At 36.0% G+C, this 18960-nt stretch carries 9 protein-coding genes; 7 read left to right on the forward strand and 2 right to left on the reverse strand.

Annotated features, from left to right (window positions below):
- Positions 1–422 precede the first annotated feature (422 nt).
- Genes AC3IS6_RS20990 through AC3IS6_RS21000 form a run of 3 tightly spaced genes read left to right on the forward strand, consistent with a single transcriptional unit; the run spans position 423 to position 5316 of the window.
- A complete protein-coding gene (locus AC3IS6_RS20990) occupies positions 423–1655 on the forward strand; it encodes a hypothetical protein (protein WP_489162218.1) in 1233 nt (410 codons plus the stop codon).
- Positions 1652–1990: an SET domain-containing protein gene (locus tag AC3IS6_RS20995; RefSeq protein ID WP_489162220.1), complete on the forward strand. Its 339-nt coding sequence runs from the start codon at positions 1652–1654 to the stop codon at positions 1988–1990. The genes AC3IS6_RS20990 and AC3IS6_RS20995 overlap by 4 nt, the downstream gene beginning before the upstream one ends.
- Before the next feature lie 20 nt (positions 1991–2010).
- Positions 2011–5316 carry a tail fiber domain-containing protein gene (locus AC3IS6_RS21000; protein ID WP_489162221.1) on the forward strand — a complete coding sequence of 1102 codons (3306 nt, stop codon included), beginning with the start codon at positions 2011–2013 and terminating at the stop codon, positions 5314–5316.
- A 111-nt stretch (positions 5317–5427) separates the two neighbouring features.
- Here AC3IS6_RS21000 and AC3IS6_RS21005 read toward each other — a convergent pair whose 3' ends face one another.
- Positions 5428–6411, reverse strand: coding sequence for a hypothetical protein (locus AC3IS6_RS21005; RefSeq protein WP_489162223.1), 984 nt, complete (start codon positions 6409–6411; stop codon positions 5428–5430).
- Positions 6412–6734: 323 nt separating this feature from the next.
- Between AC3IS6_RS21005 and AC3IS6_RS21010 the strand changes: the two genes are divergently transcribed.
- Positions 6735–7901, forward strand: a complete 1167-nt coding sequence (locus tag AC3IS6_RS21010) for a serine hydrolase domain-containing protein (RefSeq protein ID WP_489162224.1) — start codon at positions 6735–6737, stop codon at positions 7899–7901.
- Between the two features lie 70 nt (positions 7902–7971).
- Here AC3IS6_RS21010 and AC3IS6_RS21015 read toward each other — a convergent pair whose 3' ends face one another.
- Positions 7972–10170 (reverse strand): alpha-galactosidase, encoded by a 2199-nt coding sequence (locus AC3IS6_RS21015; RefSeq protein WP_489162226.1) that lies wholly within the window; start codon positions 10168–10170, stop codon positions 7972–7974.
- A gap of 819 nt (positions 10171–10989) precedes the next feature.
- On the opposite strand from AC3IS6_RS21015, the gene AC3IS6_RS21020 reads away from it, so the two are divergent.
- From AC3IS6_RS21020 to AC3IS6_RS21030, 3 genes are all read left to right on the forward strand, one after another.
- Positions 10990–14241: a SusC/RagA family TonB-linked outer membrane protein gene (locus AC3IS6_RS21020; RefSeq protein ID WP_489162228.1), complete on the forward strand. Its 3252-nt coding sequence runs from the start codon at positions 10990–10992 to the stop codon at positions 14239–14241.
- 26 nt (positions 14242–14267) lie between these two features.
- On the forward strand, positions 14268–15968 hold the full coding sequence (locus AC3IS6_RS21025) for a RagB/SusD family nutrient uptake outer membrane protein (protein WP_489162230.1): 1701 nt from the start codon (positions 14268–14270) through the stop codon (positions 15966–15968).
- A 743-nt stretch (positions 15969–16711) separates the two neighbouring features.
- Positions 16712–18727, forward strand: a complete 2016-nt coding sequence (locus AC3IS6_RS21030) for a hypothetical protein (protein ID WP_489162232.1) — start codon at positions 16712–16714, stop codon at positions 18725–18727.
- The last annotated feature ends 233 nt before the right edge of the window (positions 18728–18960 follow it).

Below are 18960 nucleotides of genomic sequence, written 5' to 3' on the forward strand. Positions count from 1 at the left end.
GGAATTACAAATAAGATTATTGATACTGGAACTTCCGTTTACAATACCTTTTTCGATACTTCCGATAATTAGAGGTAATCTTCCAGTTTATTGATCCACGGTAATGATCACTAGTATTTCCAGCTTCATATGTATAAATTCCATTACCTGCCTGAGTAGTTTATCAAAATCCCGCATTTCCATAACCTTATATTCTACATTATTCCAGAGAGATGAAAACTTCGTTTAATCCAATGGTAGTGTAAAGTATGACAATGTAATGTAGAACATAAATGTGTTTTACTTTAATAATTTAATGTATAAAACATCATGACAGACTTATTAGTAAAAATCGATACTAAAATTGAAGAACAACAAAAAATTAATAATAGTCTTAATGAAAAAGCAAACAATATTCTTGAACATTTAAACTTAAAACAATAATGGAACTACCTCTAAACGGACCTATAACAATGAACCAAATTAATAGTGCATTTGACAAGCCTTCTGGTTCTACAATTTCCTTAAATAGCGCATCAACGGGTGGTCTTGGTACTATAAATACCAATTCACCATACAGGCCAAATGGATCTGCACCACATGCAATGTCAGAATTCCGAGGCTACAATACTGCAGCAACTGCTCGTTCTATAGTCATTACCGGGTTTAGTGGAGGATACCTATATTTCACGGTCAGTGGGACGGGATATAATCCCTCAGAACTAACCATTAGCACAAGAACCGGCTCACAAAGTGGTCCTTGGACAGATAGCAAAGGTTCTTCAACTTCTCCCAGATTTGTCGGAATTCCATCAACCGATAGTTGGTACCAAATATTCGATCTGTCCATTCGAGATCTTTTTTCAAATACTTTTTTTGTAAGCGGTCTAGATACAACAGCACCAAGCGTCCCAACTGGATTAACTTGCGGATCTGGATCGGGTAACCCTCAAACTTCAATAGCCATAGAATGGAATACCTCAACAGATAATATTGCAGTAGCAGGTTATCAACTGCAAAGAAGAGTAAATTCTACCGGAACCTGGTCAACAAGATATACCGGAACCAATTACTATTATCAGGATACTGGTGCTCGTAATACATATTATAATTATCAAGTCCGTGCATTTGACGCTGCAGGAAATTATTCAAATTTCTCTACAATTGCGGGTTGGCAAACTGAAGGAGGTATCTCGTGTTTTGTTGAAGGTACTTTAATTACATTATCAGATGGTACTCAAAAAGCAATTGAAGCATTAACTATAAATGAGTTATTACTTTCTGCTCAAATTGATACTTTAAAAGATACGAATGATACTGATAAATTATATAAATGGTCTTCCGATTATCTAACAGAGAATCGAATTACATCACCCATAACTCATATAGAACCAAAAATTGCACAGAAAATAGTCGTTATTAATGATGGATTACTAGAGGCGACGCCATATCACTCACAATTGATTCAACGTGATGGCCTTTGGAAGTTCATTCCGATAGGTAATGTCATAGTAGGGGATAATTTGTACGGAATTAACAAAGAGATTATACCTGTAACCTCTGTACATATCCATTCGGAAAAAAGAATTATCTACCCTCTGTCAATGAGTCCTTCTCATACTTATTTCGCAAACGGGGTGTTAACTCATAATATAAAACCTGCAGATCCAAAATGAATTATGTAATTAATCGTGATGATCTAAACAATATAAAAATAACAGTTAGTAAAAAGATCTTAACTGGAACGCTAATTGGTATTTGGCTCACTGACAAACCCACGAGTAAAAACTCCAGGTATTTATTCCAAGAGCAGATGGTTAAAGCATGGTGGGAAACAGATGATTTAGGAAGATACTGTAATCATTCTTTCACCCCCAATACCACTGTAATTTTTCAGAGAAATAAATTAATCCTGAAAGCGAACAGACAACTTAATTATGGGGAAGAGATATTGGTTGATTACAGAAAAAGCACAAATCACATAGGATATATCCCAAAAATATTTTTTTAAACGTTAAAAAAGCAAAACAAATGAATACCAATCACAACAGAATAAAAGTAGCAGATTTAGAAAAAAATGTTCCTGAAAAAATCCTGACTACTAATAATGATGGAGAGTTAGAATTTACTGACATCAGTACTCTTAAAATAAATAGTTACAATGCACTAGATTACAATGTGGAAGGAAAAGCACTAGATGCCAGACAAGGTAAAATTTTAAAAGATTTGATTGATAGTATTAATAGATTATTAGTCTCTGATAATGTTAATTTAAAAAACATACAGGAATTAGCTGATGCTATTGAGACAATCCAAAATTCACTAAATAACATTTTAGTAAATGACCTTACTTCCGGGGGAGCGACAAAGGCTTTAACAGCCGAAATGGGGAAAAATTTGCAAAATAATAAAGTTGATAAAGTAAATGGAAAAAGTTTGCTCTCTGATACAGAAATTGCGCGTATTGGAACACTTTCTAACTATGAGCACCCTGAAAATCACCCCGCTACCATCATTTTACAAGATCCAAATAATCGATTTGTAAGTGATCCGGAAAAAGCCATCTGGAACGCCAAACAATCTTCTTTAGGTTTTACTCCTGAAAATATATCTAATAAAAATAGTGCTAATGGATATGCAGGACTTGGTGTTGATGGAAAGTTAATTGCGTCTCAACTTCCTTCTATTACAGTAAACGACACATTTGTAATTGCTTCGCAAGCAGCAATGTTATTGTTAAAAGCAGAAACAGGGGACATTGCTGTTAGAACGGATTTAAGTAAATCTTTTATTCTTAAAGGTTTAAATTCGGCTACTTTAGCTGACTGGCAGGAATTGCTAACTCCTACTAGTGCCGTGACAACAGTATTTGGTCGTAATGGAGCCATAACTTCTCAAACAGGTGATTACTCCGCTGATCAAATTGCAGAAACAACGAGCAGAAAATTTCAATCAGCAAATCAACAGCTGTTTAATGATGCTACAAGTTCAATTCAAACACAATTAAATTCTAAAGCTTCTGCTACAGGTTCTGGCGCATCTGGAACTTGGCCTATTAATGTAACTGGAAATGCAAATACCACCGGAGGACTGGCCGTTCACTCTTCAACAAATAACGAGCCGAATAAAATTGTCAGAACCGATAGTAATGGTTACATTCAGGCCGGATGGATTAATACAACTTCTGGCGATAATGGAACAAATGCAATTAGTAAAATTTATGCATCAGACGATCAATATTTAAGATATTATACTCCGGCAAATTTTATAAACACTTTAGGATTGGCAACAAAATCTGCTACAATTCCTTCAAACATTTATAACGGAACTCCTGTTGCAACTTATTTTATTACTAACGGAGCTGTAGGTGGCTTAAAAGTAAAATTACCATTCGCTTCAAACTCAGGTAAAATGGTTTCATTTACCGTTCGACTGTATCAATCATACGAAGCATATGATATTCAGTTTTCAGGTTATTTATATGAAACCATTAACAGTTGGTATTCTCCGAAAGCCGTTATGATATGTGGTACTAATCCGATAAATGTAATCATGGGTACAGATTCAGACGGAAAGGCCTATGTTTGGCTGGCAGGAGGAAATTATTCAGGCGCAGCAGTCTTAGACGTAGTAGGTGGATATAACACCGCCGATTGGAATAATGGATGGACAATAACAAATGATTCGTCAGTCCCTAATCAGACATTAAATACGACTGTTTATCCTGCAATAAACACAAATAGTTACAAATATTACTCAGCATTTTCTGGAATTGTCAGCTCAGGAAATGGTTTTCAAACTGCTAATTATGCTACTAATACAAGAAATAGAATTTGGTCATTTGGAGATGCTGACCAACATGGCTTAAGCTACTTTCAGGGGACTTCCGGTCAATATGGTACCGACTCTATAGGAATACATTTTGGCAATGCTACAAATGCCACATCAAGATTTATTTTTGCTAGTAATGGCGATTTAAAGACAACTGGATTAACATCCAGTTCGGCTTTTGGAGTTACACAAACAGATGGCTCTGGTCAAGGCCTCTCTCTATATGCTGGTGCTGTAAATGGTAAACCAGCGTATGGCTTAATGTTTGCGACAACTTCTAATTACGGTGGGTACGGGGCTGTTAATGGAGATTGGGCAACCTATCTTACAATGGATGGAGCTACAAATCGAGGATGGATATTCCGCTCCATTAATACAAATGTTGCAAGTATTAGTGCAACTGGCGCATTTACAGGGTCAAACTTTATTGGACCATTATCTGGAAACGCCAGCACATCAACTTTATCTAGCCAACTAAATTGGACCAATTACGGAGGTAGTCATACCATTTTCGATGCATCATCATCATTATCACCTTCAGGTACATCTGTAAACAATGCAAATTCTCAAATTGCCTGGACCGCTACTTATCCTTCACTTATGGGATGGAATGGATCAAATACGTTTGGAGTAAGAGTAGATTCTTCTAGAATTTCAGACAGATCGACACGGGCAAATGGCAATTTCTACATTGATGATAATTATGGAAACGGAATCGTTGGAGTATATTCCTCAATAAGATATCAAGGGATTTATGCTATGGGAGATGCCTATAAGTTAGCGGCAGATGGTTCAGCTACAAATGATTGTTATGGACTAGCCTGGACACACCCTAATGTTGGCGGCCAATCAAAGGCGGGATTAAGTCATCAGTTATTGGTAATGGAGGCTGGAACTACAAAAACGGCAATTGGTACCGGAATTTGGACTTCAGGATCTGTTACGGGATCCCGATTTGCTGCTGGATTTGATGCTGGTGTCGCAAACTCATTTTCTTGTGATGGCTGGTTTAGATCTGGAGGTTCTTCAGGCTGGTATAACTCTTCTTATGGAGGAGGAATATGGATGCAAAACACTACAAACGTAGAAATCTATGGAAATAAACAACTTTTAGTTAATAACAATATAACAGCTACCGGAGACATAATAGCATATTATTCTGATGAGAGGCTAAAAACAAGAAAAGGCAATATCATTAATGCTATTGATAAGATTAAGACTTTGAACGGTTTTTATTACAAAAACAATAGTTTAGCAAAAAGTTTTGGTTATAAATGTACCGACTTGCAAATCGGACTCTCCGCTCAAGAAGTAAAAGAAATTTTACCTGAAGTCGTCACTATGGCACCTTTTGACAGAGAAATCACAGAAAATGGAACTGAGATTTCTAAATCTGGCGAAAACTATTTAACTGTTAATTATGCTAAAATTGTGCCTTTACTGGTTGAAGCAATAAAAGAACAGCAATCTCAGATAGATTATTTATTAACAAAAATAGGCAAATAGGTCGTTCTGCAATAATCTCGTCAAGTTCATAAAAAAGGGAAGATATTTAAACATATCTTCCCTTTTTTATACCTGTTTATTCTATTTTAATTAAAAACAAATTGTAACGACCTAAAGATGTTTTTTAATATAGTCAATAATATCTTTAATTATTTCGTCTACTGCATTTGCTTCAGGGTTAAATGTACTTCCGTCAAAATATCTGGCATCAGTACCATTTCCAGTAGGAGAACGATGATGCACATCAATAGAATCTCTCCAAAAATTAGCATGATTTTTCCATTCTTCCCTATTTACCAAAGCTGGTTCTGTGAACCACAGATTCCATGACAACGTATTTCCCGGCTGAAGCATATTCCCTGAACCAAGATTAAAAGCTTTCATTATTAATTGATTAAAACCATCCACTACTTTATCTTTGGTCAACTTAATATCTCCAATTTCAACTGCAAGGTAGGCCGTGGCAAATGCTTTATCACCATGTAATGCAAACGGAGGATTTTCGAATTCAGGGTTTAATCCGTGTATTACTTTAAAAATCGGCTGATCAGGATTATTCTGCTCATGTGTAGTAACTCTTATTGCGTTCTCTTTATTCAACGGGAATTTTGGAAAACTATATTCCAATAAAGGCCAAATTTCTTTTATCTTATCCCCTTGCTGTTCATTTGGTGTCAACCAAATTTTACCTTCAACAGTCATATCTATTGCCACCTCTTTTGTCACTTCATTGACCCAACCTCTTTGGCCGGTAACGGTGACCTCAACATTTATACAAATTTCGTCTTTAAGCCAGACTCCTTGTTGAGGACAGATAACAGAATATACTCTTCCTTCATCAGTATAACCCGCTCTGGAAATATAAGGCGCAAATTGCTGATAACACCTTTTCGGATTAACGCTACCTTTTTGCGTTTCCCAACTAAACTCCGGCCACTTTACACCAAGCTGACGTTGTAAAAAATTAATATTATCCATATTACCTAACATTGGTAAAGAGGAAAGATCTCTCGTTGGATATAACATAGGGGAACCTGCTGGTGGAAATCCACCGACCCATCCGAGTGGAATGGGTGTATTTTCATTGTTTTGCATAATTGTTGACTATTTAGGTTTAAGTAATAAATCTAACCCAAAATAAAATCTTGCATCTACGTATAACTACGTGATTTTTAAAAATGTAATATTTAAGCTATAAAAAAGTCAAGAATTGAGTACTTTGAAAAGCAAACTCTTTCTAAAACAACTTTAATAAAACTCCAAACTTCTCTTACTATACTGACGAATTTTAACAAAGAAAAACAAGGCCTCAAAAAAAGATAAGCCGTATTGTTTTTCATATACCTATATTATTATTTTTACACGGATTACTAAATCAGTATTATTTAGGTAAATGCATTTTTTGAATGAATAAAATTATGAAAAATTGGCTTCTATTAATTTCCTTACTATCCTCTTTCTTTTGTTTGGCACAAACTTCAATGCAATCCAATAAAAGAAACAAAATTGTTACAACTGAAAACATCAATATCAAAAATGCAGTTGAGACGGCAGCAAGTAAAATGATTAAAAAACCTTTAATTCATTCTACTTCAATAGGAGTTCTTTATCATGGAAAAGAGTTTATTGGTCATTATGGAGAACTAAAAAAAGGGAATAATAGCCCTCCCAATAATGAAACCATTTATGAAATTGGTTCATTAAGTAAAACTTTTACAGGAATACTGGCAGCAAAAGCAGCGATTGATAAAAAACTAAATATTGAAGATGAAGTTCAAAAATATTTACCCGAAGATTATCCAAATCTAAAGTATCAGAACCAACCAATTCTTATAAAGCACCTGCTCTCACATACCAGCGGATTCCCAAATATGCTTCCGTTTGAGGCCAATGAAATTTTACAGGATTTTACAAATCATGATACCCCGGGAAAGATCAATAAAGTCTATAAGAATTACGGCCAAGAAGACTTTTTAAAAGATCTTCATAAAATTAAAATTGATACAATTCCAGGTTACAAATATTCTTATTCGAGCACAGGAACAGAGCTAATTGCCTTTATTTTAGAAAAAGTTTACAACACTAAATTTGAAGAGCTACTAAAAGATTATGTATCAAAAAACATTTCGATGCAGCATACTAAAATCACTTTGTCTGATAAAGAAGCTAAAAAACTAACGGTAGGCTATCACAGTGACAATAGTGTAATTACCACTCCGATGCCAAAACTCCCCTGGGGTGCGTCCGGTAACATAAAATCTACGATTCCGGACATGATGAAGTATGTTGCATTTCAATTGAAAAACAATAAAATTGTTGCCAAATCACATCAAACAATAGTCAAATTTGACAATGAATTTAGTATCGGATATTTTTGGAACATAGCTACTGATGACAAAAAACTGGGAACCTTTTTCCTGCATCACGGTGGAGTACCGCGATCTCAATGTTATATCTACATTATTCCAAAATATGACTTAGGTGCATTTATTATTACAAATCAAAGTGGTGAAAATACAGCCAAAATTATGGAAGATGCATTAACAGAAATATTTGATAAAATACTAAAAAAATCAAAATTATAAATACTAAAAAAGCCCTTCAAAGTGGGATACGCTCCATTGAAAGGCTTTTTGTTTATAGAGACTAATTCAACTATAATTCGGTAATTTCAAGGACAACGCTTGTTTCAACTTTAGAAGAGGAAACTCGTAATCCCACATTCATTAAGTAATCTCCTTTAAAAGATTCTCCGGATTCATCCAAAGATTTCTTTGCTTCGGCCATTAGATTGATTTCTTCCACTTTGTAGGTTTTATTTGGATCTAAGCCCTGAAAACGAACGGAATTATATTGCGGATCGTAAAGTGGATGTAGAGTGTACGAAAACAATACAGCCTTACTTTTTGACTCGTTCACATACATTAATACGGCACGACTTTCGTCATAAGGAGAAATGATTCGGTACAGATCGCCATGCCAGATTACCGGGCTCAGTCGTTTATAGTTGGCCACTGCGTCCTGACAATACTTCAATTCTTTTTCTTTGAGTTCTTTCACATTAATATCAAAGCCCAGCTTACCCATCATCGCTACATCGGTTTTGAATTTAATCGATTGATTTCCCCATGATGTTACGTGATTACAAATCGAGAAAGCCGGAAAAAACTGTGAATAGCCCCATTGTATAAATACTCTATTAAAAGGATCAGTATTATCACTTGCCCAGAACTCCGTAAAGTACTTCAACAATCCGTAATCAGTTCTGCCTCCACCTCCGGCGCAAAGCATCATCGGTAAATTTGGGTATTTCGTTTTAATTCGGTCCAAAACTTTATAGAGGCCTTGCGTATACTCAATAAATAAATGTGATTGCTGGTTTTTTAAATAGGTCGAATATGCATTGGTCATCATTCGGTTGCAATCCCACTTAAAAAAAGCTACTCCTGAATTTGTCTGCATAATATCATCTACGGTTTTGAATACAAAATCCTGTACTTGCGGATTGCATAAGTCCAAAACCAATTGCGTACGGTAATAACTTTCAGGTCTGTTAGGCAATTTCAACACCCAATCCGGATGTTTTTCATACAATTCACTTTTAGGATTAACCATTTCGGGCTCTATCCAGATTCCGAATTTCACTCCTGTTTTTTCTGCTTCCTGCATGAGGAAACCTATACCATTTGGCAATTTTGTTTTAGTAGCCTGCCAGTCTCCAAGACCTGATTTGTCACCACTTCTCGGATATTTATTTCCAAACCAGCCATCATCCAATAAAAACATATCAACGCCTAAAGTTTTGGAATCGGCAAACATGTCTGTCAATTTCTTTTCGTCAAAATTGAAAAAAGTAGTTTCCCAATTGTTCAATAAGGTCAAACGTGATTTTTCGCCATCTTTGACCCCGTATTTTTTAGCCCATGAATGCAAGTTTCTACTCGCCTGCCCTTTTCCTTTATTTGAGAAAGTATAGATAAAAGAAGGAGTTGTAAATACTTTTTCGGGCTGAAGATTATATTCGGAGGCAAATGGATTCATTCCTGAACTGATTCGAAGCGAATTTTTATTATCCAATTCAAAAGCAAACTTAAAATTTCCCGACCAGGCAATTGTCCCGGCTACAAGTTCACCCGAATTTTCATTGGCTTTGGAATTAAGAGACAAAAAGAAAACCGGCGTTTGGTACATGTCGGTACGAACTCCTAATTTTGAGTCAATTACTTTAGTACCACTTGTTAATTCGCTTTCCTGTATACGGGCTTCTTTGGCCCAGTCTCCGTGAAATTGGGTCAACCAATACTTATCGGCATCAAAATGCAGCATCGATGACGCATAATTGTATAACATGACCGGCTTTTTTTCGTGATGCACAATTTCCGTCCACTGCTCAATTGTATTTTCATTAAAAAATGCTTTATAATGCAGCGTAACTTCTACGGGATATGCCGGATCTTTAAGTTTTATAATCGTTTCGGTAGTATTGGCATCTATTTTTTGCGAACTATGACTTACATAATTTAATTCCAAAGAGGGGTTTCCGTCATTATGAGTCATTCTAATTGCTGGCTCAAACAAGTTTTCTGTTCCGTAGGTTGGATAAGCCTGATGCCTTAAATTAACCAAAGGATTTCCATCGTTTATTACAAACGTCTTTGCAGTCTCTTTTGAAACTACAGCATATCCTGAGTTATCTTTGAGTTTCGTTCCTAAATAGGACTGATAAAGTAAGCCATTCTTTCCCACTTTTAAGATCAAAGCTGTATTTTGGGTCTCGATCTGGATTTGTCCCTCTTGCGCGTTAGCTCTACAAAAAAAGATTGTAAGAGCTAATAGAAATAATAGTTTTTTCATAAAATTGTTTGCTAATAGTAAGTGGTTCTTTCTTATTTATGATTTGCAAAATTTGTTGGTAATCCCCCTTCACTCCTTTTCATCCTGAGATCCTTATTGTGAACTAGTGCTTTCTAATTGCACCACTCATTTATTAAAAATGAGTTCCAAAAGTATAATAATAACACGTTTCTCCATACCAGTACCTACCAGTTTATTTCGGTGCATTGTAAAAAGTAGTTTGTTCAAATAATATTAAATTTTTAATTCTAATACTATATTATCCACTTTTGACTGTCAAAAAGGTTAATCTTATCATTAAAGCAAAAAATCTAATGCAATATCATTTTAAAACTTTCTAAAAGAAAATAAACTTTTTTGGCCTTAAAAATTACTCTTTCACAAATCCGGAAAAGGGCTTTATAACAAGAGCATTTTAATATTTCATATCAGATATTCCTTACTTTTTAATTTATCCTGAAAACCACCTCTTTTTTTCTTGTTGCAGGACAATCCAGTCACCACAGGAGCAATAAAAACAAGGAAATTCCTCGATCACAAATGGTTCTAAATTTTATGCTTTATATTCATATATTACCCACTTTACTTTTCATATTAATTTATTTTAAAACATTTTTATAAACATATCGCAAAAAAACTGGTAGGTACTGGTATGTAAAAGTATCGAACATTTATACTTTTGATTTTCACATTGCTCTCTTTTTCACAAACAGACAACAAGTACTCCACGCATCTTGTTCGTTTTTAAAAAGAAAAGAAAGTGATCGGATAGTGCAAATTAGAGAACTCATTACTAACCAAAAAACCACCAAGAAAACCATGAAATTATTAACCAAAGACAAGCCAAAAACCGATTGGCTTACCACTGAGATCTGGAAGGTTACCAAACTAACATCGGGATTTCTATTCGCTATGACCTTACAGGTTTCGACTGCGGCGGAATCTAAAGAAACCAAATTTTCTTCAAAGTTTAATTGCACTCCACTTATTCAGGGTAATGCAACCAACAGAAAATTAGCTATTGCCGGACTAAACACAACCAACAGTTTAGCTCTTTTATTCACAGAACAAAAAACAATTAAAGGAAAAGTAACCGGTACAAAAGGGGAGCCATTACCGGGGGTTAACATTACGATAAAAGGAACCCAAACTGGCGTAACTACAGATTTCGACGGTAATTTTTCAATAGACGTTCCGGATTCTAACAGCATACTGGTTATTTCATTTACCGGTTTTGTAACAAAAGAAGTTAGCGCAGCTAATGCCTCAAATATTCAACTTGAAGAACAAAATCAAACTTTAAATGAAGTAGTTGTTGTAGGATACGGGACCCAGAAAAAAGGTACTACAACCGGAGCAATTGCTTCTATTAAGGGATCGGCTCTGACACAAAATGCTTCCGCAAACGTTTCAAACGGTCTTGCCGGACGTGTGTCGGGAGTAATTGCCAACAATCGTTCGGGAAGACCAGGTGATGACAGTTCCAGCCTTTTGATTCGAGGATTTAATTCCTTTGGAGGAGGTACCAGTCCACTTGTAGTTGTAGATGGTATTCCGGATCGTGATCTGAACAGAATCAATCCCGATGATATTGAATCGGTTACTATCTTGAAAGACGCATCGGCTGCAATCTATGGAGTTCGTTCTGCCAATGGAGTAATTCTTGTTACCACTAAAAGAGGTAAAGTTGGAAAACCAACGATTAAAATTGATGGTTCTTACGGTATTCAACAATTAACAAGAATGGATCAAAGGGTTAACTCCTGGCAATACATGACTTACTACAACGAATTAAATGCTCATAAAGGAACAACATTTCCTTATACGCAATCCGATATAGACAAATATAAGGCAGGCAACGATCCGAATTACACGAGTACAAACTGGCTAAAACAGGTGTATCGCAAGGATGCTCCTCAGGCAAACGTTTCTCTTTCTGTAAATGGAGGTAATGAACAGGTAAAGTATTTCTTTTCTGGTCAGTATTTAAATCAGGAAAGTAACCTTAGAAACAGTGACGAAAGATACAAACAGTTTAACTTAAGATCAAATATTGATGTTAATATCTCTTCCAATTTAAAAGTTAACCTGGATATTGCAACCCGCAAAGAGGATCGAAATTACCCGGCAGTCAGTATTGGAAGCATCATGCACGAAACGGTAAGTATGTACCCTTTTATTCCGGCTTACTGGAAAAATGGTTTGCCATCTTCAGGAATTGCAAACGGAAGAAACCCAATCTTAATGTCTTCTTCGGCGGCGGGTTATGACAAAGTAATAAACTTAATCGTAAACCCAAAAATAGGATTTGACCTAAAATTGCCAAAGATTACGGAAGGACTTTCTTTGAACGGTTATGCTGCCTTTGACTACAATGTTCGCAGTCAGAAAAAGTTCACCAAACCATGGGATGCTTATTCTTACGATAAGACAAATGACAGTTACAACAACATAAAAAACAGTACAAGTATAACGAGTGTATTGCAAAACGAGCAAATTACGAATCAAAATACTTACTTCTTAAAGTTAGCTTACGATCGTAAATTCAACAAACATGCTTTTAATGCATTTGTGGGATACGAGCAAACTACTACTGACAAGACCGAAACAATTGCTTATAGAAGAGACTTGTTAAGTGATCAATTAGATCAAATTTTTACAGGAGGTACCAAAGGACAAAATGCAACCGGAAGTGCTTATCAGGATGGAAGAGAAAGTTACTTAGGTCGTATTGCTTATAATTATGACAATAAATATTTTGCTGAAATTTCTTCTCGTTACAACGGATCTTTCAACTTCCCTTCTGCAACCCGTTGGGGATTATTCCCTGCCATTTCAGCAGGCTGGAAAATATCTGAAGAACCTTTTTTTAAAAACAATATCAAAGCGATCGATCAGCTTAAATTAAGAGCTTCCTGGGGAAAAATGGGTAATGATGATTTGGGTGAATGGATTAACGGTGTGTTTTATCCGAACCAGTATCTTTTCTTAACAAGATATCAATTAACTACAAACCAGCAGAATTATAGCTATTTTGGTTCAGATTATACCTTAAACAACAGCATCTATCTTTCGGCTACACCTAACCCTAATATTACGTGGGAAGTACAGCACTCTACAAACATTGGTCTTGACTTTGGATTCTTAAACAACAAATTAACAGCCACATTTGACTATTTCAGTAACAAAAGATCTGATATTTTAACAGCTAGAAATGCGTCTGTGCCTTTATACACCGGATTAGCGCTTCCTAAAGAAAATATCGGAGAAACGGTTAACAGAGGTGTTGACTGGTCTCTAAATTATGCAGACACAAGTAATCCATTCAAATACAGTGTTGGTTTTAATCTTACCTATGCACAAAGTGAAGTACTGTTTCGTGACGAGGCTTCGAACATTCCTGAATGGCAAAAATCAACCGGAAAAGCAATCGATTCCTGGTTAGTTTACCAAACAAACGGAATTTATCGCACTCAGGCAGATGTGGACAATTCTGCTCATTTTGAAGGTGCAAAACCGGGGGATATTTGGGTAAAAGATACAGATGGTGATGGTAATATAACTTCAAATGATAAAGTTAGAATTCCTCAATCGGCTACGCCAAAAATTGCTTACGGTATTCCGATGAGAGCAGAGTATAAAGGTTTTTCTATTGATTTACTGTGGACAGGGCAATCAAAGGCCAAACAAATGATTCTTCCACAAGGACAAGGAGCAATCGTAGCACCGCCAACATGGTTGTACAATGACAGATATACAGCAGACAATCCGAATTCTAAATATCCTATAGCATTTAATGACTCTGATAATAAAAATAATATTCCGGCCGATTTTTGGCTGAGAGATGCCTCTTTCTTTCGATTAAAATCCTTAGAAGTATCCTATGTTTTGCCTCAAAATGCACTTTCCAGATTTGGTGTATTGAATATGAGAATTTATGCGGGAGGAACTAATTTGTTTTCTATCGATCACATGAAAAAGTACAATCTTGATCCTGAAACAAACAATACAACAGGAATCAATTATCCTCAAACCCGTATCTACAGAGTCGGTGTAACTATTGAATTATAATGGTGCAACAAAAAAAATATCTAGACATGAAAAATTATAAAACCAATACACTAATCACTATAAAAAAGAAGACGCTTATCCTTGCCTCTTTTTTTATCACAATCGCCTCTTTTACTTCCTGCAGTGAAGATCCGCTGGACAAAGTACCTTTGGATTCGTATACCGATGCAACGGTTTGGAATGATCTGAAACTTGCTGAAGCTTTTGCAAACAATCTGTACAATGTTTTACCGAGCACGCAACACAACTGGAACGACAAAACAAACCGCAGCTGGATTTTGTCGACTGCCTGTGACGAAGCTTTTAATAATTTTAACGATTATGACATCTGGAACCTAAATTCAGGAGCGCTGACACCCGATAATGCAAGTGATTTTGATATCTGGAAACCTACCTATGCTACAATTCAAAACTGTAATATCTTTTTGTCCCGAATTGATATCGTTCCGGGTGACGAAGCTGCCCGCAACAGATTAAAAGGAGAAGTGACTTTTTTAAGAGCTTACGCTTATTTTAAACTAACAAGCGATTATGGCGGAGTTCCGTTGATTACAACTCCTTTTGATTTAAACAGTAATTTTAAAGTGGATCGCAGTACCTATGAGCAATGTGTTGATTTTATCGTTACCGAATTAGACAAATCTGCTGAACTATTACCATTAGCTACTTCAAGTCTTGGAAGAATTACAAAAGGTGCCGCACTTGCTATTAAATCAAGAGTATTGCTTTATGCTGCAAGTCCGCAATGGAATACTACTAATGATCTTTCTAAATGGAAAAAAGCATCAGATGCGGCAAAAGCTGTTATTGACTTAAACATCTATCAACTTTATGATAAAAAGTATGAAGATCTTTTTACAACTAATAATTCAGAGATTATCTGCTCTCGTTTGTCCAGCAAAGATCCACAATGGAGTGCTTTTAATGGTGTCGAAATGTTTAATTCTCCGAGTGGTTTTCACGGTTGGGCCAATTTTGCGCCAAGCCAGAGTCATATTGACGCTTACGGAACTGCCGATGGAAAAGACATTACCGATCCATCATCCGGTTATAATCCTCAAAAACCTTATGTAAACAGAGATCCCCGTTTTTACAAAAACATTGTGTACGACGGACGTGCTTATGGAAAACCTGAATTTTTCAAAGATCGTTATGATGTCGGAAGTTCAAATAAAGCCGAGTTTTATGAAGGCGGATTAGATTCTCCTCAAGGTTGGGATACCTGGAATGCCAGTAAAACGCGTTACACGTTTCGTAAATATTGTGACACCACATACAATTACAATAACGAAACACAAACAAACAAATCCTGGATTATTTCCCGCTTAGGTGAAATTTATCTGAATTATGCTGAAGCGCAATTCAAACTGGGCAATGAAGGTACGGCAATACAATACTTAAATGCAATCAGACAGCGTGCCGGAATAACAAATCCGTTGACAGGTTTGACCGGAACAACTTTAGAGAACAAAATTCGCAATGAAAGACAGGTTGAATTATGTCTGGAAGGATTTCGCTATTACGATGTTCGTCGTTGGAAAATTGCCGAGCAGACAGAAAATAAACCTTTGATGGGAGTCGTAATTACCAAAAATGGCGACGGGTCAAAAACCTATACTTATACAAAAGTACAGGATCGTTTTTTTAAACCTCAGCATTACTTATTACCAATTCCGAGGGATGAAACAAACCGAACAAATCTAACTCAAAACCCGGGTTATAATTAGATTTTGTGATTACAGCATCTCTCTAAATATAATTTATAAAAGTTTAATTAAACACATAGAAACATAGGTTTCACTCTTCGTAAAAAAGAATACAAAATTTATATTTCTATGTGTTAAAAAATATTAGGTAAAGGAATTAAAGCATTTTAATAAATTATCAGTGTCATGGTTATAGTCGATCGAAAAAGCTGATAATGCTGCAAACCCACTCTGCAAATTGTGTGGGTTTGCTTTTAAAATTGTACTCCTAATGGTAAAACCAATCCAAATAGAAAATAGAAAGCTCCCCACTCAATCGCGAATTATGTTTTCCTGAAATTACGAAACGATACTTCTGAACAATAAAAAAATTACCGCCAGCCACAAAAAAGATGATAACGGAAATTCCTATACATTTGTTGATGTCCCGCTAGATTCAGGACAAAAAGCGACTGCATCTTTAAAATAATAATAAAACAACTAAAAAATTTATCTGACAAACAACACAAACAAATACTACTAATACGATAAATAATAAGCTGCTGGCGGTAGTTATTTTAAAACACATAGAAACATAGATTTTAACACCCGAAGAAAGACGTTTTACTTAATTAAAAATACAGATAGATTAACTATGTGAAAGAAATGTATTTCTTTAAATACTCTTTTAATTAAAAATAAATACTATGTTTCTAAGTGTTTAAATTAAATTTTACACCTTATAAAAACAACGCACGAAAAACCTTAATTTCAAAATAAACTAAATGATGAGATCCTTTCAAAAAAGACGAAAACACCTTTTATTTGCCATTGTCGCTTTTTGCTTCATGACAAGCAGAGCATTTTCGCAAGAAGACCGTCGCTGGCTAATCGATCAGGATGGTTCTATTTCCTGGCAAATAAACAACAACATTCCGCACGAAGATCATATTGAAATGAGCGGTAAAAAAGTTTCCTGCGTTCTAAGATACGGTGTTGCGGTTGATGGTTCTTTCCACGCTACCCGCAGTTTGGTCTGGCCAATGCTCAGAACAATTCCGAACAATACCCATGCCAGCTTAACACGCCAATTTGCACAGGATGGTTTTAATCTGGTAACCGTGAATTATAAGCCTATTGCAGCAGAAAAAGTGGTTTCGCTAACCCTTAACGGAACATTGCTTGTTAAGAGTAAAACCGGCAATACACTTGAATTAACCAGACAATTTTTCCCATCAACCACTTTGGCAGGGTATTGTGAAATTTATACCCTAAAAAACATCTCTGATAAAAACTGTGTCGTAGAAATTCCAAAATCGAATGCGGTTTATACCACAGATCCGGCAAAAGGAACGGAAGGCAGTTATGCTCTGCATGTAGATCTTTCTAACTCGGGAAACTATACTCTTAAAACAAATGAAACCGTTAGTTTTTCTGTTTTCTACTCGGGTGTCAAAGCAAACGACGAAGCTCCTGTTGCTAATATTGACGAAGAAAAAAACAAACGCATTCAATTTACCAATGAAATATGGAGTAAACTGATCTTAGAAACACCCGATCAGGTTTTGAATACAGAATTTGCTTTTGCCAAAATCAGAGCTTCAGAGAGTATTTTTGAAACCAAAGGTGGTCCTATGCACGGTCCGGGAGGGGAATCTTATTATGCGGCCATTTGGGCAAATGATCAGGCAGAATATATCGGTCCTTTCTTTCCTTTTTTAGGATATGAATATGGCAATCAGGCCTCATTAAATGCTTATCTGCAATTTGCAAAATTCATGAACAAAGAGTACAAACCCATTCCGAGTTCGATTATTGCCGAAGGAACTGATATCTGGGCCGGAGCCGGTGATCGTGGCGACGGAGCTATGATTGCTTACGGAGCTGCACGCTATGCTCTTTCGAGAGGAAATACAGATGAAGCCAAACAATTATGGCCTTTGATTGAATGGTGTCTGGAATATTGTCATAGAAAACTAAATTCTGATGGCGTAGTCACTTCAGATTCTGATGAGCTCGAGGGGCGTCTTCCTGCCGGAAAAGCCAATCTCAACACCTCATCTTTGTATTATGATGCTTTGAATTCTGCCGTTTATCTAGGTAAGGCTTTAGGAAAAAACGAAGCGCAACTGAAAACCTACAAAGCAGAGGCTGAAAAATTAAAAGCAGCTATTGAGAAGTATTTCGGGGCTAAAGTCGAAGGTTTTGAAACCTATAAATACTACAAAGAAAATGATGTTTTAAGAGCCTGGATCTGTACACCGCTCACAATGGGTATGTACGATAGAAAAGAAGGAACTATAAACGCCCTATTCTCGCCACGATTATGGACCAAAGATGGCCTTGCCAGCGTAGCCGGTGATAAAATTTTCTGGGATCGTTCGACTTTATATGCCTTACGAGGAGTTCTGGCTGCCGGAGAAACAGATAAAGCCCTGGATTTTTTACATTATTATTCCAACCGTCGTTTACTGGGAGATCATGTTCCGTATCCTGTAGAAGCCTATCCGGAAGGCGATCAGCGTCACCTTTCGGCAGAAAGCGGTTTGTACTGCAGAATTTTTACAGAAGGATTATTTGGTATCCGACCAACAGATCTGCACCGTTTTGACTTCACACCACGTCTTCCTAAATCCTGGTCCATTATGAAAATGCGCCATATCAACGCATTCGAAAAAGATTTTGACATCACCGTTGAGAGAATTGATAAAAAACTAAAAATAACGGTCTCTGAAGGCAAAAAAATAATAACCAAAACAGTTATTGAAGAAGGAAGTACAGTCAATATCAATCTTCGATAAAGTAAGCCCCAAATTACAAACGACTTCTTATTTTACAAAAACTTTGATGTACCGATCAGATTTCAACTGCTGGTTTTTAGTTCTAATTAATGTTTTGCTATTTAATGTCAGGTATTCATTCTGCCTGAATTGCAAAACATTAATTAGAATTGGTGCATCAAACTATATGAACATCAAAAGAGAAAACCCTACCATCTTATGTTTTTTCTAAATTATTTACAAAAAAATTAACA

It is taken from the genome of Flavobacterium sp. KH_035, assembly GCF_057839565.1.